22 protein-coding genes are annotated in these 20,663 nt (G+C 64.5%); all 22 read right to left on the reverse strand.

All coding sequences use genetic code 11. The features are described 5' to 3' along the window. Window positions 1–17: 17 nt before the first annotated feature. Window positions 18–551, reverse strand: a complete 534-nt coding sequence (locus HHL26_RS04585; protein WP_169575899.1) for a DUF4376 domain-containing protein — start codon at window positions 549–551, stop codon at window positions 18–20. A 3-nt stretch (window positions 552–554) separates the two neighbouring features. Continuing rightward, complete coding sequence (locus HHL26_RS04590) at window positions 555–4,583, reverse strand: hypothetical protein (protein WP_169575900.1); 4,029 nt, start codon at window positions 4,581–4,583, stop codon at window positions 555–557. Then, window positions 4,580–8,026, reverse strand: coding sequence for a hypothetical protein (locus tag HHL26_RS04595; RefSeq protein ID WP_169575901.1), 3,447 nt, complete (start codon window positions 8,024–8,026; stop codon window positions 4,580–4,582). Before HHL26_RS04595 ends, HHL26_RS04590 begins: the two co-directional genes overlap by 4 nt. A gap of 7 nt (window positions 8,027–8,033) precedes the next feature. After that, window positions 8,034–8,345: a DUF1799 domain-containing protein gene (locus HHL26_RS04600; RefSeq protein ID WP_169575902.1), complete on the reverse strand. Its 312-nt coding sequence runs from the start codon at window positions 8,343–8,345 to the stop codon at window positions 8,034–8,036. Between the two features lie 41 nt (window positions 8,346–8,386). Next, window positions 8,387–8,716 (reverse strand): hypothetical protein, encoded by a 330-nt coding sequence (locus HHL26_RS04605; RefSeq protein ID WP_169575903.1) that lies wholly within the window; start codon window positions 8,714–8,716, stop codon window positions 8,387–8,389. Window positions 8,717–8,850: 134 nt separating this feature from the next. Continuing rightward, window positions 8,851–9,795, reverse strand: coding sequence for a hypothetical protein (locus HHL26_RS04610; protein ID WP_169575904.1), 945 nt, complete (start codon window positions 9,793–9,795; stop codon window positions 8,851–8,853). Then, on the reverse strand, window positions 9,796–10,020 hold the full coding sequence (locus HHL26_RS04615; protein ID WP_169575905.1) for a hypothetical protein: 225 nt from the start codon (window positions 10,018–10,020) through the stop codon (window positions 9,796–9,798). It lies immediately after the preceding gene. A gap of 2 nt (window positions 10,021–10,022) precedes the next feature. Next, on the reverse strand, window positions 10,023–10,466 hold the full coding sequence (locus tag HHL26_RS04620) for a hypothetical protein (protein ID WP_169575906.1): 444 nt from the start codon (window positions 10,464–10,466) through the stop codon (window positions 10,023–10,025). Further along, a complete protein-coding gene (locus HHL26_RS04625) occupies window positions 10,466–10,894 on the reverse strand; it encodes a DUF1320 domain-containing protein (protein ID WP_169575907.1) in 429 nt (142 codons plus the stop codon). The genes HHL26_RS04620 and HHL26_RS04625 overlap by 1 nt, the downstream gene beginning before the upstream one ends. Continuing rightward, window positions 10,894–11,313: a hypothetical protein gene (locus HHL26_RS04630; protein WP_169575908.1), complete on the reverse strand. Its 420-nt coding sequence runs from the start codon at window positions 11,311–11,313 to the stop codon at window positions 10,894–10,896. The genes HHL26_RS04625 and HHL26_RS04630 overlap by 1 nt, the downstream gene beginning before the upstream one ends. Then, window positions 11,301–12,194: a Mu-like prophage major head subunit gpT family protein gene (locus HHL26_RS04635; RefSeq protein WP_169575909.1), complete on the reverse strand. Its 894-nt coding sequence runs from the start codon at window positions 12,192–12,194 to the stop codon at window positions 11,301–11,303. The genes HHL26_RS04630 and HHL26_RS04635 overlap by 13 nt, the downstream gene beginning before the upstream one ends. A 13-nt stretch (window positions 12,195–12,207) precedes the next feature. Next, window positions 12,208–12,615 (reverse strand): hypothetical protein, encoded by a 408-nt coding sequence (locus HHL26_RS04640; RefSeq protein WP_169575910.1) that lies wholly within the window; start codon window positions 12,613–12,615, stop codon window positions 12,208–12,210. Next, window positions 12,615–13,682, reverse strand: coding sequence for a phage protease (locus tag HHL26_RS04645; RefSeq protein WP_206377338.1), 1,068 nt, complete (start codon window positions 13,680–13,682; stop codon window positions 12,615–12,617). The genes HHL26_RS04640 and HHL26_RS04645 overlap by 1 nt, the downstream gene beginning before the upstream one ends. Window positions 13,683–13,818: 136 nt before the next feature. Further along, window positions 13,819–14,331 carry a phage virion morphogenesis protein gene (locus HHL26_RS04650; protein ID WP_169575911.1) on the reverse strand — a complete coding sequence of 171 codons (513 nt, stop codon included), beginning with the start codon at window positions 14,329–14,331 and terminating at the stop codon, window positions 13,819–13,821. 65 nt (window positions 14,332–14,396) lie between these two features. Then, the gene (locus tag HHL26_RS04655; RefSeq protein WP_169575912.1) at window positions 14,397–15,677 is read right to left on the reverse strand and encodes a phage minor head protein; all 1,281 of its coding nucleotides are present in this window, start codon (window positions 15,675–15,677) and stop codon (window positions 14,397–14,399) included. After that, entirely contained in the window at window positions 15,670–17,241 is a 1,572-nt protein-coding gene (locus tag HHL26_RS04660; RefSeq protein WP_169575913.1) for a DUF935 domain-containing protein, read from the reverse strand. The genes HHL26_RS04655 and HHL26_RS04660 overlap by 8 nt, the downstream gene beginning before the upstream one ends. 133 nt (window positions 17,242–17,374) lie before the next feature. After that, window positions 17,375–19,063, reverse strand: a complete 1,689-nt coding sequence (locus tag HHL26_RS04665) for a hypothetical protein (RefSeq protein ID WP_240962337.1) — start codon at window positions 19,061–19,063, stop codon at window positions 17,375–17,377. Then, window positions 19,053–19,196 carry a hypothetical protein gene (locus HHL26_RS04670; protein ID WP_169575915.1) on the reverse strand — a complete coding sequence of 48 codons (144 nt, stop codon included), beginning with the start codon at window positions 19,194–19,196 and terminating at the stop codon, window positions 19,053–19,055. The genes HHL26_RS04665 and HHL26_RS04670 overlap by 11 nt, the downstream gene beginning before the upstream one ends. Then, complete coding sequence (locus HHL26_RS04675; RefSeq protein ID WP_169575916.1) at window positions 19,193–19,777, reverse strand: DUF3486 family protein; 585 nt, start codon at window positions 19,775–19,777, stop codon at window positions 19,193–19,195. The genes HHL26_RS04670 and HHL26_RS04675 overlap by 4 nt, the downstream gene beginning before the upstream one ends. Continuing rightward, window positions 19,774–20,046 (reverse strand): hypothetical protein, encoded by a 273-nt coding sequence (locus HHL26_RS04680; protein ID WP_169575917.1) that lies wholly within the window; start codon window positions 20,044–20,046, stop codon window positions 19,774–19,776. The genes HHL26_RS04675 and HHL26_RS04680 overlap by 4 nt, the downstream gene beginning before the upstream one ends. After that, a complete protein-coding gene (locus HHL26_RS04685) occupies window positions 20,039–20,335 on the reverse strand; it encodes a hypothetical protein (RefSeq protein WP_169575918.1) in 297 nt (98 codons plus the stop codon). Before HHL26_RS04685 ends, HHL26_RS04680 begins: the two co-directional genes overlap by 8 nt. Beyond that, complete coding sequence (locus HHL26_RS04690; RefSeq protein ID WP_169575919.1) at window positions 20,332–20,649, reverse strand: DUF2730 family protein; 318 nt, start codon at window positions 20,647–20,649, stop codon at window positions 20,332–20,334. Before HHL26_RS04690 ends, HHL26_RS04685 begins: the two co-directional genes overlap by 4 nt. Window positions 20,650–20,663: the final 14 nt, after the last annotated feature.

A 20,663-nucleotide genomic window follows, 5' to 3' on the forward strand; every position in this document is an offset into this window, starting at 1 on the left:
CATCGGGCCTCTCCCGGCTAGATCGCGGGCCACCCGCGAAAGACATCGACCGCCAGCACGCCCAGGGCGGTGTTGGCCGCATCCAGGCTGGCCCGCAGACCCCGCGCAAATTCGTGAATGCCGTCGAGATAGGCCATGGCCTGCCCGCTCAGTTTCAGCACCTCGGTCGGCGTCAGCTCCACGACCGAATTATCGCGCATCGTGAAGTGCATCGGACCAGCAATGCCCTCATGATTGAGCCACATCGCGGCCCCAGCCTTCATATGAAGGTTGAGGATCGCGTTGGCGTCAGAGTCCACCACGCCCCAATCGGTGAGCGCACCGCGAACCAGCATTTGCGAGCGGATGATCTTCGTCCACTCCCAGAGGCTATCGCGGAGCAGACCGGGCGCGATCTGATCGAGCGGCGTGACGTTCGCCGCGTCCTCGGCCGAGATGATGACAACGCCGCGATCGGGCGCGAGCTGCTGGAGACGCGCGATGCCGTCAGGGCCGGAACCGCGCATCAGCTCCTCTCCAGTGGCAGGCTTATAGATGATGAAATATTCCATGGCTTACCTCTTTGCTTCGATGAACGCCAAGCTGCGGCGGGTGACGTTGCGGGCCGATCGCGGGTAAATCTGGACATCATAGGTCACGGTCCCGCTGCCTGGGCTGTCCATGATCGTGTAGGTCCAGGCCCGATTGCCCCCAGCGGAGTCGAAGGCCCGGATTTGATCCTGGATGAAAATTTGGGTGCCGTTGCGCAGAACCCGCATATCGACGTTGGTGGCGCCGCCCGCCGTATCGTTCGCAATCAGGCAGGATGCCGCGATCAGAACCGAGAAATTGCTTGCTGAGAAGGACAGCGACGCAATGGATGTCCAGGCGTTTGCCGCGCAGGAGATCGAGCCATCGGCATACGTCCCGACCGGGACGGTCGCCGCGTTGGCCGCGAGCTTGGCGGTCGATACGGCCAAATCCGCCAGCTTCACGCCGTTGATCGTGCCATCGGTGACCAGATTGCCGCTGATCGCCACGTTGCCAACGATATCGACGCCCGCCCCACCATTATCGGCCCAGACGGTCAGCTGGGCGCGCGATCCCGGCGTGGCGGCATTGACCTGCCAATAGGCGCGCGTCTTGTCGTAGGCGTCGGTCGCGGCGGCGGCGGTGAGGGTAAGTTGCGCCTCACTGGAGAATGGGGTGGCGATGGACCCTTTCTCCGCCTTGACCTGGCGAACGCCTGCATAGGTCAACCCGGTCGCGCCCTCAACCACAACGCGGACAAGGGCCTCTACCGCAGTAGCTGGCGCGATCGCCGTAACCTTTACTTGCTGTCGCGTGAGCCCTGTATCGCTGAAGTCGAAGCTGGGCGATTTTGGATTTTGCCCACTATCAAGAACCGTGGCGCCGCCGCTGTCAAAAAAGAGCATGTCGACATAGATCACCCCGCCGGTGGCGAAGAAAACCAAGTCCGCTGTCACCGTGAACGGGTTGCTGGGCCAGACTTGGAACTTACTGCCGGTGAGAGCGAAGGTGCCGCTCGCGCCTCCAGTCGCGTCCCGATAAACCTGCGGCCCCCAACCGTTCTTCCTCCACGACCAGCCGGAACCGCTCCAGCCAGACAGCCCGTTCTCGAACCCGCCATTCGGGCACAGGTTCGGATTGCCCGCCGTTACCTGCTGGGTAAGGCTGGCGATGGCGTCGTTGGCCGTGGCGATGGCGATGGCGTTGGTCGATATGCTGGACTGCATCCCCGACTCGGCGGTGATGTCCTCGACCATCATCGGCGTGAGGTGGACTAGCCCGTTCGGAGACGCGCCGGTCGTGTTAAACTCAAAAACTGGGGTCCAATAGGCTTTCCAATTCGCGTCAACCACGAATTCATACTGATACTTCTTCCAGCCCGTGCCGATGTTCGACCCCGGCTGGGAGATAATGACGGCAGCCCCAAGGCCAACAGCAGTCCCGTCCCACGCTCCAGTAGAGCTGGACACAATCCATATCATGGTGGAATTGATGTTCGTGGCATAAGAGAAGCACCAGCCCGTCACCCGGTATCTGCGGCCAATCTCGCTACGGCTTCTCCACTTGTTGAAGAATATCCGGCTATATTGCGGGCCTGTGTTGGCTGGCGTTTGGGTGATGTATGGGCTGGGCCAGTCGGCGCTTCCTGGCCCGCCGATGGACATTGTGGGATCGAGCCAATAGGCGTCACGATCCACCGGCGCCAGACTAAACGGCCAAGTCTTGTTGATCGTCGCCTGAGCCTGATCGCGGTATGACGCGGCAAGTGTCGCGCTGTTTGCTGCTGCTGCTGCCTGCGTGCTGGCGGTAGTCGCGCTGCCTGATGCAGCTGTCGCGCTGGTCGCCGCATTGCCCGCCTGTGTCGCTGCGGAAGTCGCGCTGTTCTGTGCAGCGGTAGCGCTCGACCCGGCATTGCTGGAACTGGTCGCCGCACTCGATGCCGACCCTGCTGCCGCCGTCGCGCTGTTCGATGCGTCGCCCGCCTTCGTCGTCGCGGTGTTGGCGCTGGTGCTGGCGCTGGTGGCTGAATTGGCAGCCTCGGTCGCCTTGGTCGAGGCGGTCGATGCCGACCCTGCCGCCGCACTCGCTGATCCAGCCGACGCCCCAGCCGAGTTAGCTGCGTTGGTCGCACTGGTCGATGCCGCCGACGCCGACCCGGCCGCATTGGTGGCGCTGGTCGAGGCTTGCCCGGCGCTCGTGCTGGCCTCTCCCGCCTTGGTGCTTGCGGTCGTGGCGCTGGTCTGCGCCGCGCTGGCGGACTGGGCCGCTTCGGTGGCCTTCGTGCTGGCGGTGGATGCCGAAGTGCTTGCGGCGCCCGCGCTGTTGCCCGCCGCCGTGGCCGAATTGGCGGCGTTGGTGGCGCTGGTCGAGGCCGCCGATGCTGACCCGGCCGCATTGGTCGCGCTGGTCGAAGCCTGCCCGGCGCTGGTGCTGGCGGCCGTCGCGGAGTTTCCAGCGGCGGTGGCGCTATTGGCCGCGTTGGTCGCCTGCGTCTGGGCCGTCGATGCGGAACCCGCAGCATTGGTTGCGCTCGCGCTCGCCTGCGTTGCGCTGGTGGAGGCGTTCGATGCTGCTGTCTGGGCATCGGTCTTTGCGGCGACGGCCTGATCCCGAACGGTGCCCGCGTCGTCCAGGATGACCTGAGCCGCATCGCGAGCTTCGTCCGCGTCCGAAGCAGCCTGCACGGCGTTGGCGGCGGCGGCGTCAGCGTTATCGCGCGCAAGGGCGGCGGCATCGGCACTGGCAGCGGCGCTGGCCGTGCTGCCATAGGTGTCGATCAGTTCCTGAATATCAGCCTTCGCGGCTTCGATATCCATGCGGTGCTGCTCGATTTCGGCGGCCTGCTCTGCCGTCGCACCGTTGGTCGCGCCCGCTTCTGCTGGCTTCAGGCTCTCGGCGGAGGTGCCATCCGCATAGACGACATCGTCGGCCTGAAGCACGATCGAGATTTCCCCGTCGCCATGCAGCCGCTCATTTTTCTTGTAGCCGACCTGTCGGCTGTAAACCGGCTGGATCGTCCGTTCACGGCTGATGAAAGTCGCCTGCAACACTTCGACGGGATCAGCGAATGTCCAGGAGCGCAGTTCGATTTCGCCCGTCGCGGTCACCGACCAGATCATGGTGACGCGCTGGAGCAGCCGGTCGAGGGCGGCCGCAGTCGTCTCGCTGTTATCGCCGATATGCAGGCCCGCCGCGCCCGGCCGCAGCGAAATCGCTTCCGCAAGATTGGCGATCGACGGTCCAACGGCTGCGGACAGGAGCTGCGCGGCGATGCCGGGCGCCGTCTCCGCATAGCCTGCGGCCTCGCCATATAGATCGGCCGTCAATGGACCGGAGGGTTGGGTCCACCATTTGGCGCAGGCAATGGACGGCGCAAACACACCACCGCCCCGGACTGGCTCGGCGGCCTGTAGCGCGGCCAGGGTGGCAGCAATGCTGCCCTGCCAGCCAAGGATGCCCAGCGGCCCTGCGCGCCCCTTGTCGCGCAATGCGGAGACGCCCTGGATTGGAAAGGCAGGATCACCGAACTCATAGATGTTGTTGGCCTTGTCGAGGATGCGGCCCTCGACATTCCACACCCGGCCGAAGCTGCGGCGCTTCACGCGGCCGACCGCTGCATCGCCGCCCTCAATGCCGCCAGTGCCCGCGAAAGTCGCAGTGACGAACGGCTTGTCCAGGCGGTTGCTGAGGTCGGCGCTGGTGATGACCAGCTTGCCGTCGCTGATCGTTGCCTCGGCAATCGTTCCGCTCAGCCGCCGTGTGGTAACGCCATTTTTGATCCGGTCGATCTCAATGGCCGCGTCCCGCCAGTAGAGGGCGGCAAGATCGTCCAGGCGGTTGGGGTTGGCGGGTTGCCAACCGATGGCGCTGGCCTGCGACACCGATCGCGCAGCCCAGCCGCCATCGTCAAAGCTGATTGATTGTTCGAAGCGCGGATCTGCAATGATCCCCGCCCGGTAATGATTGCCGTCATAATGGGGAGCGCCATTGTTGCCGCCCGCCAGAAAGATAGCGACGGCCGCGCCGGTCGCGGCCGTGCGCGGCCATGCCCGGATACGGATGACCGTGCTCATGCGGTGCGGCTCACCAGCGAAGTATTGAGGGCGGCCGCCAGCGCAGCATTCGTGCCACCCGCCGCCGTCAGCGCCGCCGCGATCTTGGCGAGCAGATCGTTGGAGACGGCCGTCTGATCGGAGATGGTGGACAGCGTGGTGTTCGTCTGTGCAGCCGCGTCCGCCGCCGCCTGGATGCGATCGGTCTCGATCTGAAGGATATTTTCACTCGCGTTGATGACGCTATCGCGGTCGGAGGCATATTCGCTCCCGGCTGTGCCATAGGCATCGCGCGACAGTTCGACCAGCTGCCGCGAAAGGGTGGCGAGCTTGTCCGCCGCCCCGTCCTCGCCCGCTTCGGCCGCAGTCTTGGCTTTCGCGATTTCGGCAAGCAACGCCTGCCGCTGGTCTGCCAGCGAGCCTTCGTAAAGGTCGCCATATTTCAGATCGTTCAACAGCGTCTGGATCGAACCTATACGCTCCGTGAGCAGCTGGTCGACCAGCTTGGCGCGATCTTCCGCGTTCTTCTTTTCGATCGCGACCACATCGAAACCATATTCGGTCGCAATGCGCAGCCGTTCCTTGGCCTGCGTTTCCAGTGCCTGGAATTGGTTTTGCAGCTCGGCGCCGATGCCGCCCAGCAGCGTCTCCACTTCCTTCACCTTCAGCGCTTCGGCGAGCGCGTCGTTGATGTCGTCAGAGGATTTGATCGCCTTCTGAACGGCCGCCGAAAGGCCAGTTATGGCTCCCTGGGAAACCGCAAGTTGGATGGCATAGGCGATGGCGCTCGACTGATCGTCGTTGAAATCGGTGGCGCCCTTGCTGACCTTGAGCGAGCCGGAACCGGCGCGGACTCGCCAGTCGCCGTCGCGCTGACCGATGGTGACATTGAACGACCCAACGCCACCGCCGAGAGTTTCTGCGATCTGCGAAAGCCCGTCCTGGACCGAACCGGCGGCGGCCGACGCGCTCTTCTTATAGGTCGATGAATTGCCGCTCAGCACCGCGTCGCCGGTGACGCTGGTGATGTTAGCCGCGCCTGTCTTCGTCTTCTTGAACAGGCCGCCGACGACCGACCCTAGAACACCGCCGACGATCGACCCGATCGGCCCGCCGATCGCGCCACCGATCGCCCCACCTAGTGCGCCGACCGTACTGCTGCCCTTGATGCCGAGAAGGCCGGTGACGAGATTGCCCGCCGTTGCCCCGACCTGCCCGTTGGCAACGACCGTGCCCAGCGTCTTCCCCAGCGAGGAACTGAACAAGCCCCGGTCGCCGAAGATGTCGCTGAAGACATCTTTCATGCCCTTCTTCAGGTCGCCAAAGACCTGCTCATAACCCTGCCTGAAGCCGCCTTTCAGCTCTTTGAGAGGGTCGATCTTCGCCGCCGTGACTTCAATCGCCGCGTTGGGATCGAAGGCTTTGCCATCATCGCCCACGATCCATCCGGCGGGCACGGCCGAGCCGTTCGCAGCGCCCTTCATGGTGGCGATCGCGGTCGCGGCGGCCTTGCCGAGATTGATGATCTCCCCGGATGCCGCATCGACGGCTTTCGCCATCTTGTCCCCGGCATCGCTGACCTTGTCCGCGCCGGTGACCTGATCCTCCAGATCGCGGAAGATGCCGCCAAACAGCTTCTCGACCGCGACATCGGAAAACAGCCGATCGACCACGTCCAGGCTGCGCTTGAAGAAATCGCCGAACGCCTTCGGGCCATCCTTGCGCAGGCTCTCCAGCGTGAGCCGGACATTCTCGCGCATATCAGCGACGCCAGTCAGGAATGCCTGCTGGATGGCCTGCTGTGCCTTCATCTCGCGCGTCTGCTCGCGCATCAACTCCAGATTGCCGTAGAGCTGCCGCACCTGATCGCCGGTGACGCCGCGCTTCGCCAGTTCGGTGGCAAGCTGCGACTCGCTCTCCACGCCCAGCTTGTCCATGAGCGAATAGGTGACTTGCAGCGCGGACGCTTCGGCCTCACGGCCCTGCACCTGAAGCGCGCCCAGCGCGATCTGGCGTTGCTGGTCGTCCAGCATCTCGCGGATCGGCCGTTGCAGGCTCTCCTGGATCAGCGGCTTTACCGCCTGCGCCTGGGCGATCAGCGTCTCGAAATTCTTGGGCTTACGCTTTTCGAGATCGGCAATGATGTCGTCCAGCTTGCCGGTCGCCTGGCGCGCCTGGTCAATGTCGCGGGGCGCCGCATTGAACTGATCGTTGAGGCGCGCGATCGCGTCCTCGGCCCGCTCGCCGAACTGGGCAAGCCGTTCTGCCTCGCGGGCAGCCTTGGCCGCGCTGTTGTCCTTCTTCGGCTTCTTGTCCCGTTCCTTCAGCGCATCTTCCCGACGCTGAAGGTCGGACATTTGCCGCTTGAAGTCGGCTTCGCTCAGATAGTCGAGGCTCGCTCCATCAGCCAACGGCACGTCGCCGGTGCTGCTGTTGAGGGTGAACTGGCGACGCTCGCGCAGCCGCGCACGCGCCCGCTCGATCTCGCCGCGTGCCCGCGCGTCAGCGCTGGCGCTTTCGACGGCGCTGCGTTCTTCGAAGCCGACTTGGGCGTCAGTGTAAACCTTCTGCCATTTGCCCAGCTCGTCCTTCAGATCGCTCCGCTGCTGTTGCAGCGTCGTGATCTGACCGCGCTCCCAAACGCCAATGGAGGAAAGACCGGGGACGTTTTTCCACCAAGCACCAGCGGACTGCGTCTTTTGGGCGATCTGCGCATCAAGCGTCGCGATCTGACCGGTCAGATCGGCCGCAGTCTGCTTTGCGATTGCGCGGCTGTTGTCGATCAACAGGGCCTGCGTGTTAATCAGGCCTCGCGTCGCCTGTTCCGCCTGTGACACCGCGTCCGTGTAGGTGGCGATGGAGCCTTGAGCAGCCTGTAAGCTGCTGCTGAAATCGAACGTGGATTTCGCCGCCTCCTGGCTGGCGTCGTCAACCTTGCTCAGCGAACTCCACAGGGCAGCGCCGAGCGCGATCGCGATGTTGAGCGCGATTCCCCAAGGCCCGCCGATGAACGTGGCGAACTTGCCGAGCTTGCTGTTCGTGTCCTCGCTGGCCTGCGCGATCAGGCCGATCGCGCCCGCCAACTGGCCCGACTGCTGGGCGAATATCGTGCTGAGCCGCGATCCGCTGGCATAGCTGGCGGCCACGTCCTGAATTTGGAAGCCGAGCTGCTGATAGCCTGCCCGCTGAAGGCCGATATTGGTGTTGAGCTTGCCTGCGGCCTCAGCTGCCTTCTCCTGCTCGTGCCTCTGCGCGGCCGATTGCTGCGAGAGGTCGCTGAGTTGGAAGGCGGCGGCGCGGGCGGTGGTCGCGACCCCGCCGATCGCCTTGTCCAGCTGCTGGGCGGCCGGGGCGGTAGTCTTCGCGCTGCTGCCCAGCTGATCGATACCGCCGCGAAGCGTATCGACCGCCGCCTTGGCAACGCTGCTGTCGCCGGTGATGACAAGGGAGGTTTTGAGCGTCATCAGCCAATCACCCGCGAGAGTTGTTCATCGCGGCCGCTGCGGCGCGTTCCATGATTTGAAGCCCCATCCATTGCGACGGGGAGAGAGACATGGCGGCGCGGTCCAGCCCGGCGCTGACGCCCGCATAGTCCAGCCCCTGCCAATGCACGCGGCCACTGATGAGCGGGATGGTTCGCCACTGGCTGGACACCGCAAGAAACGCATTCGCGATCGGCATGTTTTCCGGCCATATCGGGAATCCCGGCTCTTTCCTGTCCAGCTTTTCGATCAGCTCGGCAGGGAGGCCGAACCTGTCCGCGTCTCCCTGTGCCTCGCTCAAATCCTTGGGGCCGCCCGACGCCCAGTGCCGGGCGGCGTCTTTCAGTTTCCCGACTTCGCGCCCGTCACCGCCTCGAAATAGGTCCGCGCCAACGCGCTGCGGACATAGGGGCGGCGCAGCAGCTCATCGCGCAGATCGTCATTGTAGGAGAGCGGCTCCTTGTCGCGGTCGACCAGCTCGCTCATGCTGACGATGGCGCGGCGCAGGAAGACCGCCGAGCTTTCGCCGTCGCTGAGGTCATACTGGCCCATCTCATCGGTCGGGATGACGCGGAACGTGGCCTTGAAGGTCTCTTCCTTGTGGCCGCCGTCGACGGGAACCTTGACCTTGACGGCGTGAGTGAACTGCGGGTCGAGATCGACAATGAACATGGGGACTCCTCATTGGGTGGGGGTAGTTGGTCGGGCCGCGCGTCACGGTCGGCCCGTATGGTCATTGGGCTGTTGCGGGCGCCGAACCGGACCTCAGCCGCCCCGCCGTCAAAGCCCCTCGGTATTCCTGCGGATCAGGTCAGCGTGATCTTCCACTGGTCGTCCCCATCGGTGGGGAGCGGCGAGAAGGTCAGCGGCCATTCTTCGACACCCTGATTTTCGGTGCCGCCCGCGAAGCGAGCCTGTGCAGCTGCGCCCGCTTCAATCTTGACGCGATCGCCCGCCACGGTGCCGTGTTCGAGATTGATCAGCTGGCGCGGTTTGGGCGTCAGCGCCTTCGACACCGGATTGTAGGTGGTCATCGGGACCGCCTCGACCTGACAGGTCAGGCGCTCGTTCTTGTCCACGATGACGATGCGCTCCAGGCCGACCAACATGCGCGCCTGCACATCGCAGGCGAGGTCGAGGCTGAAATTGCGCATGACAAACGAAGTGCCGCCGATCGTGAAGACAGGTGTGTTCGCCTTGCTGGCGACCTGAGGTTCCCTGAAGGCGCTCAGGTCGACCGTGGGACGCGTCTGGACGCTGGGCACGGTGAAGAGGCCGGTCATGGTCACGCGGCAAACCGGGATACCCAGTGCGTTGAGCGTGATCTGGGCCGTGCTGCGCCCGCCAAGCAGGACATAGCGGTTCGGCCCGATGTAGAAATGCGCTGCGACGCTTTCCTGCCCTTCGGAGATCGGGGAATATTCGACCGAGACGCCTGCCTCGACGACTTCCGCAACACCGCAGCTGCGCAGCATCGGCCCCCAGGCGGGAGCCTCGCCCAGCGTGCCGCTGCCAACCAGTTCGAACGAACCGGAAAGCGTGCAATAGAGGCCGACAGGCAGGTCCTCTTGGGCGCCCTGATAGGGCCGCTCCAGATTGCGGCTTACGTCCTGGCCTTCCATCGGCTGGAACTGCACATCGGTCAGCAGCATGGCGTTGGCGGCGCCGGTCGGCGTAGGGTCGACGCCGTAGGTCGTTTCCGGCTTCACCAGAATGATCTTGCTGCGCCACTTGATAGGTTCGAGGGCCAATTACGCCTCCCTGCGCTGGAGTTTGCCGTCGATGCGGACGAAGGTTCCGCCGGTCAGCGGGCGCTCAATGCCGTTGGCGTCGGTAGCCACGATCGGTTGGGGAGCCCCAGGCGTGTCTTCCGATACGCGGTGCAAAATTACCCGCGTATCGTCGGAGGCATCCGATGCCGGACTGACCGGCGTTTCGCCCGACTGGGCGGGAGTTTCAGAAGTCTTTCGAACCACGTTCAAATCCTCACTTGGTCATCGACGGAAAAGTCGAGCTGGTAGACAAGCGCCCCGGCCGACATGCTGATCAGCTCGCCCCGCGAGAGGGTAAAGACGCCGATCGTCTCGCTGCCATTCCAACCGGAGGTCGGCGCCCAGCCGACAATCCGATCAATCACGGCATTGCGCAGCGGGGTCAGGGCGTCCGCGCTCTTGGCGCCGGTGGCGTCGCCCGCGCTCCGCAGGATCAGCACCACGCCCAGCATTTCAGCGATCGACTGGCGGTAAATGCCGGTCGCCGCGTCGGCCCGGCCGCCCCGCAGCCCCAAGGGGAGAATGAAGGCGGCAGGCGTCACCTGTGGCAGGCGGTTTTGGGCGATCAGCTCGCTGAGACTCGCGGCGGGCTGGATGCGGCGTTCGAGCGCCGCGATGTCAGCCAGCCGCGCTTTGACGGCCTCGAACATCAGATGAAACCGGTCATGCTTTCCGGGGAGAGCGGGCGTTCACGATCAATGAACTGGACCCCGCTCGCCCCGGACGACGCTGGTTCCACCCCCGCAGCGTCTAACTTGACCTTCCCATCCGAAATGTCCCGCAGCATCCGCAGCGCGTCCTGATAGTCGGCCTTGATCTTCTCATCAGGCGCATAGACGTGCAGCTTGTAGATCGCGATCGACAGCGCGAGATCGGTGACCTGTTCGGGCACCGGATCGAGCGGCAGGCGGTAGCGATTCCCCAGATAGCCATTGATGACGGCATCGGTGTTCACCAGCTCCTGGTCGACAACCGAGGTGTCGATCTCGCCGGCGGCCACTTCCGCCCGGTCGGTGAGCTGGATCAGGACCCGCTCACCGAACCGCTTGGTCAGCATCTGGAGGGATGCGTAGGACATCAGTCGCCTTCTTCTTCGTCCGCTGGGGCCAAGGGCACCACGGACCAGGACAGTTCGGGATCGCCGTCGATCGAGCGCAGTTCATCCTCGCCGAGGTTGATCAGCGGAATGACCACGGCTTCCGGCCCGAAGGCGCGACCGACGCGGCGGCGACCCTTGCGGGGACCGACGACGCGCAGGCCCGCCGTTTCGGCCCGATCGGAACCGCTGCTCAGCGCCTCGATCAGAGCGTCGATCGAGACATGAACCGGGACCGCCGGAGGGGCGGTTTCTGCGACCCGTGCCGGGGTCTCCAGCACCTCGTTGACCTGGGCGGCCGTGTTTTCGACCACCGGCGGCTTGTCGGCTGCGGGAGGGGTCGGCGTAACCGCCCCAGCCGCCACCTTCTTCGTCGCGCCCGCCATGGTCAGGCGAGCCACGGGCAGACGAGCAGTTCGGCCGTTCCCGCCCAGGGGTTGCTTTCGCCGCCATTGACCAGCTGCGACTGGAGCAGCTTTCGGCCGGCGCCTTCGTTCGACGCCCCAACCACCAGGAGATTAGGACTGATGCCGAGCGGTCGGCCATGATCGCCCTTCATGCCGGTCAGCGCGGCACGGCCGGTTTCATAATGGGCGGCGTCCAGCGTCTGCTTCGATCCCCAGGCGAACTGCCAGAAGCCGAAACCGACATTGGCGCGGGCGTCGGCGCCATATTTGAACTCGTTGAGGTCAAAGACGTTGTCGTCCGTGTCCTTGTCGCGAGCGACGAATTTGAAGTCCTTGCGCTTCTGGAGAATGACCGGCTTGATCGCGCGGCTGACGTCCAGGAGGAACCAGGGCGCACCGGCGCCGCCATCGGTGTTGGCGACGGAAGTGATCGCACCGGCCGCGTCCAGGACGGGATGATCGGTGTCGAAATAATTCTGGCCGTCATAGCAGGGCGTGGTGAAACCGTCCTTCAGAAGCGCCCAGACCAGCAGGTCCCAGAACGCGCCAGTGGATTGGCCCATTTCCTCGAACAGCGGCGAATAGACGCCGATATTGTCGGTTTCGATGTCGTCGCGGTCGACGCCAATCGTCAGTTCCCACGGCTTTTCGCGGATCGCATAGTCGCCCTGGGAAAGGTTCTGGACGACGCGGCCGCCGATCCATTCGCGGACATTGGGCACCTTGCCCAGCCATCCGTATTTCTGCTCCTTGGTGCTGGAGGGCACCACGGTCGTCACGCGCTGGAAGAGCGGCTTGGACTGACCCAGACCCTTGGCGAAGGCCGTGCTGAAACCAGTGCGAACGGCCGCCAGATTTTCGGCGTTGATGATCATTCTAAGAGGCTCCTCAGAGGGTTTCGACCCAGACGCCCTGGGCGTCCACGTCGCGGATGGTGCCCGCCACCGACCGGGTGTTCGTGCCGTTCGTCTTGGCGACCGTCTGATCGTCCACGATGTAGGCAGGATCGCCGATCTCGGCGCGGGTGATGGCGTCGGTCGAGGCGCTGTTGGCCCAACGGAAGATGCCCTGGCGAACCTTCACATTCTCCGCGCCGTCCGCCCCGGCATTGGCGACATTCTCTTCGGCGCGGCCACGAACGATCAGGCCGGTTGCCGTCGAACCGGGAACGGCCCGGCCGCTGGCGTCGAGGCAGACGAGCGCTCCGGCGAAGATGGTGGTGGCACCCTTGACGGGGTGGCTTTCCACGCCTGCGGTGCGCAGCGGCGTGTTACGGTCGGCAGTCAAAGCAGCCATTAGCGGGCCTCCTGCTGGCCCGCCGCAGCGAGCGATTTCTTATATTCCTCCGGGTCGAGGCCCATGAGGGAGATGACGGCGTGATCGGCGTCGGTCAGATCGCCGGGCTTGGCCTCGACGCCAGGCGTCGTGGTCAGCGTGGCCGCGCCCTTCAGGATCGGCATCGCATTGATCTGCTTTTCCGTCCGGCCGGGGTTCTCCATGTGCATGGAGATGTAGTCGTCGCGCAGCGGCTTCACGCCGACGCGGCCCGCCGCGATCGCGGCATCCACGAAGCTGGTAGCCGCCGTGCGCTTACCGTCGCTCTGCAAAGTGTTCAGCTGATTGGTGACCGAGGCCAGCTCCGACTGGAGAGCGGTGATGCGCGCATCGGACCCGTCGCCAGCGCGCAGCTGCTGGACACCGGCCAGAACAGCGGCGGCGTCCGCCCCTGTCGTCAAGCCAAGCGCGGACGCGATCGGCGCCAGCGCGGACTGGAGAGCGACATCGGCACCCGCGCCGTCCTTCGCGTCCAGTTTGGCCTTCAGCGCTGCCTGAATGGCAGCGTCGTCGGCCGTGCTGTCGAGGCCCAACGCCTCGATCAGCCATGCACGAAAATCCATGCTTTCCTCCTGATGAAGGGCCGTAAGACCCTGAAAATTGGGCTTGTTGGTGAGACTGGCGCGCAGCACGGCGTCGATCGTGCCGTCCTTGCGGTGCAGGATGACCGGCGAGACGCCGCGATATTCCTTGGCCTCGATCTTCTGGCGGCCGGTGTCGGTCCATTCGACACGGCCCCAGACGCCATCGCTCCGATGCTGAAGCTCGACAATCCAGCCGCGAGCCGGGGCCTCTTCGCCGCGCGGCGCCGCCAGATCGGTTGCGTGGTTTTCGTCCAGGACGAGCTTGTCGCCATTGCGCAGTGAACTGGACATCAGCGCCACGACATCAGCGACGCGATAGGGTCCCCGGCCGTCATTGGTGAAGATCGGCCCGGCTGGCAGCAGATGGATCCATTCCGGCGCGCTGGCGGCATCAGCCAAGGCGAGCGCGGAGCAGAGGGCAACAGAGGAGGACGGCTTCGTCATGCCGTTGTTCTGCCTGCTGGACGCATGGCAAAACATGCCCGTCAAGGCGGGCAATAGACCGGATTATCGGGGTTTTTGGCGCATTTGGCGCGCTGGCAACTTGCCACCAGCCGCGCCCGAAATCAAACGATCAGGATTATTGCGGCGCGTTGAAGCCCCGCTGATCGAACTCGGCCTCGAGATATTCATCGGCAATGTCGATGATGGCGGCTTCGTCGGCATCCGACAGGCCAAGCCAGACGCGGGCGGGTATATTGCCCCAGGGGATCGGACGGCCCCGGCCGTCTTTCCCGAATGCCCCCTTGCGCGCCCCGCCCTGCATGACGGCCGAATATTCGAGCGAGGAGCCGACTTCGACGCCGCTGGGCGATGCCAGAGAGGCGATCTCGTTGGACAGGCGCCGGGTGGGACCAATCAGCGGATCGGGGCGGGCGCCATCGCCCTTGGCGAGATAGTTGGCAAGGGTAACCGGGCTTTTGGGCGCCCATGCCGAACCGTCAGGCGCTACGCCCTTCTTGAACCGCTCTTTGGTGGCGTTGACGACATATTCGCCGATGCCTTGGTGAAGCGGGGTCATGTCGTCTAGGCGCGCGGCAGTCTCGCGCAGCGCGTCCCCAACAGCCGTATATTTGAACTCGACCTTGATCATCGCTATAACCCTTCATGGAAGCACGGGCATCGGCCTTCCGCGTTCATGCGCGGGACGCTCAGACGTTAGGCCGGGGACGCGCTTCCACTTCTCCCTTTCCGCACGAACATGGTCACCAGCGCGATCGTCCGCCTGCGCCGACGAATCGCAAAGGTCGCGACATAGGTTTCGCCGCCAATCCGCTTCACATAATTGACGAGCTGCTCCCCGCTGTTCGACACGCCCGCCGCCTCGATCGCGTCGGGATGGTCGATAATCTTCGGCAGCAACGCGAAATCGTCGGGCGTCACGGCGCGCTGACCGCGTGGGTTTTCGGTCTGATCAGATCCGTGCGCCTTGCGGACATGCTCGAGATCGTGGCCCGCAATGGAGAAATCGAATAGGTCCAGCGGCGCCTGGTCGTCCGTCGCCGCGTCCGCGATCGCGCGGGACTGCCGCTGCCCCAACAGCCCCAAAGTCCGCAGCGGTTCGATCGTGCCTTCGCTCTCGCCCCAGACGCGCCGGGCATAGCGGCGGGCATCGTCCGCAACGGATGGCAGCGCGCGGTAGCTTTCGGCGAGCGCGTCCCGCGCCGCTTCAGGCACGCTATCCATGAAGCCTTTGCCGATACGATAGTCCCAGTGGCGGATTTTCTCGGCAGCCGCCTGGACGACCGGCGCAACGCTTGCCCCCGGCGCATAATCCCAGTTCCGGCCTGCACCATTGGGCACGCCGGTTCGGGGATTGATGCGGTCCCAGCCTTCCGGCAGCTTTTTGTCGGGATCGCCGCCCAGGCGCCGCGCTGCCCGCTCGCTCCGCGCGCCGACGACATAGCAGCTGCACCCCCAATCGGACGGCGGATAGAAGATCATCCAAAAAGGATGGTCGGGCGGCAGGCAGAGGCCGTCAAAGTCCAGATGCTGAGGGCGGGGCTCCTTCGATCCGCCATGGCGATAGACCCAAAGCGGAAAATTGCCCTCCAGCAGCTGCGCGAAGCGGCCTGCCGAATAGCTGGTAGATGCGTTGGTCCGGTAGATCGTGCGCGTGCGCCATGCCCGGCCGCCCTTGGTGTCTTCGCCGGTCCAGCCGTGCCATCCGTTGCGCGCGACGATAGACCGGAAGTCCTTGCGGAATGCGTCCAGGCTCTTGCCTTCGCTGATCGACCGATCGACCGCGGCGGCAAGGTCGCTGAGCAGATCAGCCTTGGCCGCGCCTGCGACCATGAAGCCGGTGTCATGCTGGTCCCGCTCCAGATCGTCCCAGCGTTCGGTCGGGACCAGATTGCCGAGCTTCCCCCGAAAGAATGCGACCTGTTCGGTGAAGGGCCGCCGCAGGACACCGGCGGCAGCGCTAGGCTGATCAGGCATCCGCGCCGCCTTCCTCGACATCGAAGCGCCCGGCGGCTTGCGCGGCGGTCAGTCCGGCGCCGATCTTCGCCGCCAGTCGCGCGGCGTCCAGCTGGGGGAAGGCCGTGCGCAGCATCTCGGCAAATTCGCCCAGGTCATTTGCCGCAGCCAGCATCGCCTCAATCTGCTCCAGCCAATCCGCCATGTCGGGTCGGGCCTCATCCGCCAGACGATCGCCGATCGCGTCTGCCGGGATAACCGAAGCAGGGGGAGTGACTGCGGCCTGAAGCGACTGGAGCAGGCGCGAGCCGGGCTGGCCGATCGGCGCCGGGGATGCTGGCGCTCGGAGCAATTCAGCTTTCGCATCAGGATCGGAGAGGCCGAGCTTGTCGCGGATTTCGCTCGCCTGCACCCGCATCCCCATCGGGACCAGCTTTTCCAGTGCATCGACCAATCCCGTCACATCCTCTGCCTTGGGCCGGGCAATGCGGATGCGCGGATAGGCCTTCTGCGGCCCATATTCGAGATCGACCCATGTGCGGACCAGATCGCGGTTCAGCGTGGCGGAGAGAGCTTTGCAATCGGCGGTTTCGATATCCTCCTGCACAAGGCGATGCTCTTTCGCCACGGCATGACCGCCCGAAACGGCGTCGGTCGTTGTCGTCTGGCCCAGCACCGCCTTGGAGGTTTGGCGGTCCAGCCAGTCCGCCCGCTTCTCATAAAGCTCTGAGCCGGGTCCGACATTCTTCGACTCGATAAACTCGATCTCCATGCCTTCCGGCACGATCGCTGCCATATCACCCGCAATGTTCGCGACGGCGCGGAACAGCGTGGCCTTGTCCTCGTTGCTGGCTCCAGCACGGAATTTGCCGATGCGAACCGGCTGGCCGTAAGTCTGGGTGAAGATCGCCCAATCGCGCTGGGTGAATGCCTTGAACATCCAGCCCCACGCGGCAATGCGGGCGATACCCGATCGAACCGGCAGGCCCGACTTCGCCTTGACCTGATGCCGAATGAACTTGAACGGCGGCAGCGGCGAATCCTGCCCATTGCCATCCTCGCCACCGCGCAGCAGCGGCGTCCGCCCGTCGCAAGGGTCATAGGTGAACCAGCGCGGATCGCGCCATTCCAGCCGGGTCGGCTGAAACTGACCGGCGCTGGTGTCCCAGATGATTTCGGTGAAGCTGTCGCCTTTGCCGATCGCGTCGAGGATATCGAATGTCTCGTCTGCCAGTTCGTCGCGATCGATCCAGGCGCGGATCATGTCGGCGATCTCCACGTCGCGCTGATCGTCGCTCGCCGCATCGACCGTGACATCGATTTGCGCCACCGACCGCTTGCGAGTACCGAGGACGCCGACATAATGCGGGTCGCGTTCCTCGATCTGTTCGGCCAGTTCGAAATAGGAAAGCGGGTCGCCAAGGTCAGCCGAGCGCATGATCCGCGCCAGCTTGCGTGGGTTGAGGCCATCGGCCGGATAACCCGACATGGGCGAGCGGACACCGGCCAGCGTCGGCGCCGCCACGTCGCGGGTCAGGACTTCTTTGCGCAGCGGTTGCCCGCGATGATCGACCAGCACCGTCATGGACGCGGTCCCTTTCCAAACAAGAGCGATTTAAGAGGGTCTAAGAGGCCGCTGAGGGCCGTAAGTGGGTTTGGGACGCCCGGATGCGCCTGAAGCGCTCCCAAGGCGTTTCTGGGGCTTCTGAGCGCCCCGCTCATGACAGCCCCCGGAAACGGGTGCCAAGCGGCGGCCGCCACCAATCGCGGGGCGCTTCTTCGCCGTCCCAGTCGTCGGCCTCGGCGCCGTCCAGTTGGCGGGGCGCGGTCGCGACCGGCTGATAGCCATAGTCGATCGCGCCCTGGCGGGACGCATACCAAGCGATGATACCGGCGATCGCGCTGTCGCCGTGCCGATCGAGACCGTCCGCGCCCTTGTAGCGCATATCGTCGGGCACCTTGATGATGCCGTTGACGAACTGGAGCGCTTGGTGGTCGCGGATGATGTCATCGTCGGCCGCAACGATGATGGAGTTGTCGCCGAAGGCTTCAACATAGGCCGGGGAGTTGGCGCGATACCATTCCTGGCTGAGCTTGATCTCCGTGATCCGGGCGCCCCACTTCTGCCGCGAGACTTCCGCGAGATAGGCGCCGTTGCCGGTGGCGTCGAACGCGCCGTGGCCGAAGCGCGGCAGCGCCTCACCGACAAAGAACACGACATCGCGCTGAGTCTCGAACGGGACGTTGCGCAGCTCGATCACAAGGCGCCCCCGGCGGACGAGGTCCTGCGTCAGCTCGTTGACGATGAGCGAGGAGGCGTCGCCGCTGCGCGCAAAGTCCATACCGAAGTCGTGGCGGCGGCGCGGGTCGAGGCGATCCAGATGCGGGCGGAGTTGGCGCAGCAGGAACTCTTCTGTCAGCCCCTTGCGCATGGCCGGATCGGCTTCCTTGAAGCTGTCGGGCAGATGCCAGCGAACGACCGGAATGGAACGATCGGAGCAGCGCTCGATCACGACGCGCGGCAGGGCGGCCCCTTCCGCGTCGGCCGGGATGGCGTCCAGCTCCTGCTTCATCTGCGCCGTGCGGGCACCATAGGCGCCACGGATTTTCGCTTCCCATTCGCGCTCTGCCTCTTCCGACCAGGGCTTGCTTCGCGTCAGGCAGACGCGCTTGAACAGGCCATTGGTCACCGCCTTGGCAAAGGGGATGAAGTGCAGGCTGAAGGGCACCTTTCCGGCCTTCGCCTCGCGGATCAGCTCGTTGAACGGGTTGAGGACGCCGTTATGGGTGGAGATCACCCGTATGCGGCCGCCCCAGATCAGGAGGGCGTTGACCGCGTCCAGGACCGCGCGCACGTCCTTGTGAAAGGCCGCTTCGTCAATGACGACGACGCCCTGAAGGCCACGGATATTTTCTGGCCTGGAGGAAAGCGCCTCGACGCGATAGCCGGATGCGAAGGTGCAGCGGAACGCGCTGATGAAGCGCGAGCTGCCATCCTCCTGCTGATCCTCGAACATGAACTCTTCGACATCGACCAGCTCTTTCGCGACGACCTTGGCGAAGTGGGCGACATAGCCGATGAACTCGCGCCCCTTGTCCTTGGTGTCGCCGATGTAAAACACATTATCGCCACCGGCTGACCGGGCCGACGACGCGATGATCGTATCGTCCAGCGCCTCCGCATAGGTGATGCCGGTTCGGCGGCCCTTCTCGCCCAGCTTCAGGTCGGCGTCATCTTCCAGCCATTCCTTCTGGTGATCCATGAGGATGCCATCGGCCAGCGGATCATGATCTTCCGGCAGCTCAAACCCGCGCGGCAGATCGCCCGGCAGCTTGTCCGGGTTGCGCGTCATCACGACCGGCACCGGCGACGGCTGCGGCATCATCGGCGCGGGATTATCCGGCATCGTCGTCATCCTGGAAGAAGTCCGCGACGGCGCGATCGGCCTGCCTGATCCCCAGCCATGTAACGGCGGCCGTCAGCCCGACAGCGCCCAGGCCGACGCCGAGAATTTGGAGGAAGGAGATGAAATCGGTCATATCCGCAGCCCCAGCACTTCGCGGCGAATTTGCGCGGCGCGTTCGGCCGAGAGACCCGCTTCGGTCGCGACCTTCTCAGCCTTCTCAGCAGCCTGTTCGACCTTGGAGCGTGCCTGATCTTCCAGCCGTTTGCGATGCTCGTTGGAGGTCTTCTGCGCCGACACGACCGAGGTGAGCGCGCGGGACATTTCCATGACGCTCTTGCTGTCGGCCGTGCCTGCTTCGAGCAGCTCGTAAATGGCGACCTTCAGCATCTCGGCCACGGCGACCGTCACCTGATCCGCGCCATCGGTGCCAAGGTCGCCGACGATCTCGGAGGTGATATGGCGCACTTCATCCAGCTTGCGGAACTGGATGGCTTTGCGCACCGACCAGCGGCTGAACGCAGACTTGCTGACGCCTGCGATTCCCCGATCGGCCAGCCGCTTATTGAACTCGATGACGATGGCCGTCTGCGGCATCGATCGACCGCGCAGCTGCTCCAGCGCCCAAGCGATATCCTCATCTGCCTCCACCGGCAGCTGATCGATGGTGGACAGGCGCCCCCGGCCTTCGCGGCGATCGGTTTCCTCTGCGCTCATGCGCCCTCCGGTTTCTGCGTCGTGAGTTTGAGCTTCAGGGATTGGGTCAGCGAATAGCTGCCATCGACGCGGATGCGCAGATCGGCGCGCCAGCCGCCAGGGTAACGGGCGATGATGCGGCGCGGGCCGCCCTGCCGATCGAGATAGCCATAGACGATCTCCGGTTCGCCATCGGGCAGCATCACGCCCGCTTCCTTCAGCAGCGGAAGCGCCCTTGCGGGCACCAGCTGGACCTTGCGCAGGCCGCGCCGCTTGCGCTGCTTAGGCATCGTCGGAGGGACGCGACACGCCGTCGATGATCTCGCGGCGCTCGACATGGTTCCGGCCCAGCGAAGTGATCTGCGCGATCATGACCGTTCCGGCCTCGGTGATGCGCACGGCGTCCAGCTCGGCGAGCTTGCGCATCTGCGTCCGCACCCAATTGCGTGAGCGCTTGATCGCGAAGGCGTCGAGGACGTTCATCAGCGAGACTTCGTTCAACCGGCCATCGACCTGCGCAGCTAGTTCCTTCAGGATGACCAGACGGCCGTCCTCGGCGTTCTTTTCTTCCCAGTTCATGCTTTCTCTCGCAGATAGTCGTCGATGCGGTTGACGGTGCGGGCCACGGACGTGATCTCGCTTTCCTGCTTGCTGACCTTGCCGAGGACGCGCTCCACCTGGAGCGACACCGCCGACAAATCTTCCTTGGTCGGAAGGTGCCGGAAATCGGCTTCCAGTTTCAGGACGCGATTCTCCAGCTCGCCCTGACCCTCTTCAACCTTCTTGACCCGATCGGCCGCAGCCGACTGGCTTTTCGCGTGCCATGTCCAAAGCATGTTCGCGGCGCTGAGCATCAGCGCAAGGATCGCCGGAAAGGCTCCTCCAGAACTCACAAATTCCCCCGTTT

The organism is Sphingobium sp. TB-6, assembly GCF_012927365.1.
In the GTDB taxonomy this organism is placed as follows: Bacteria; Pseudomonadota; Alphaproteobacteria; order Sphingomonadales; family Sphingomonadaceae; genus Sphingobium.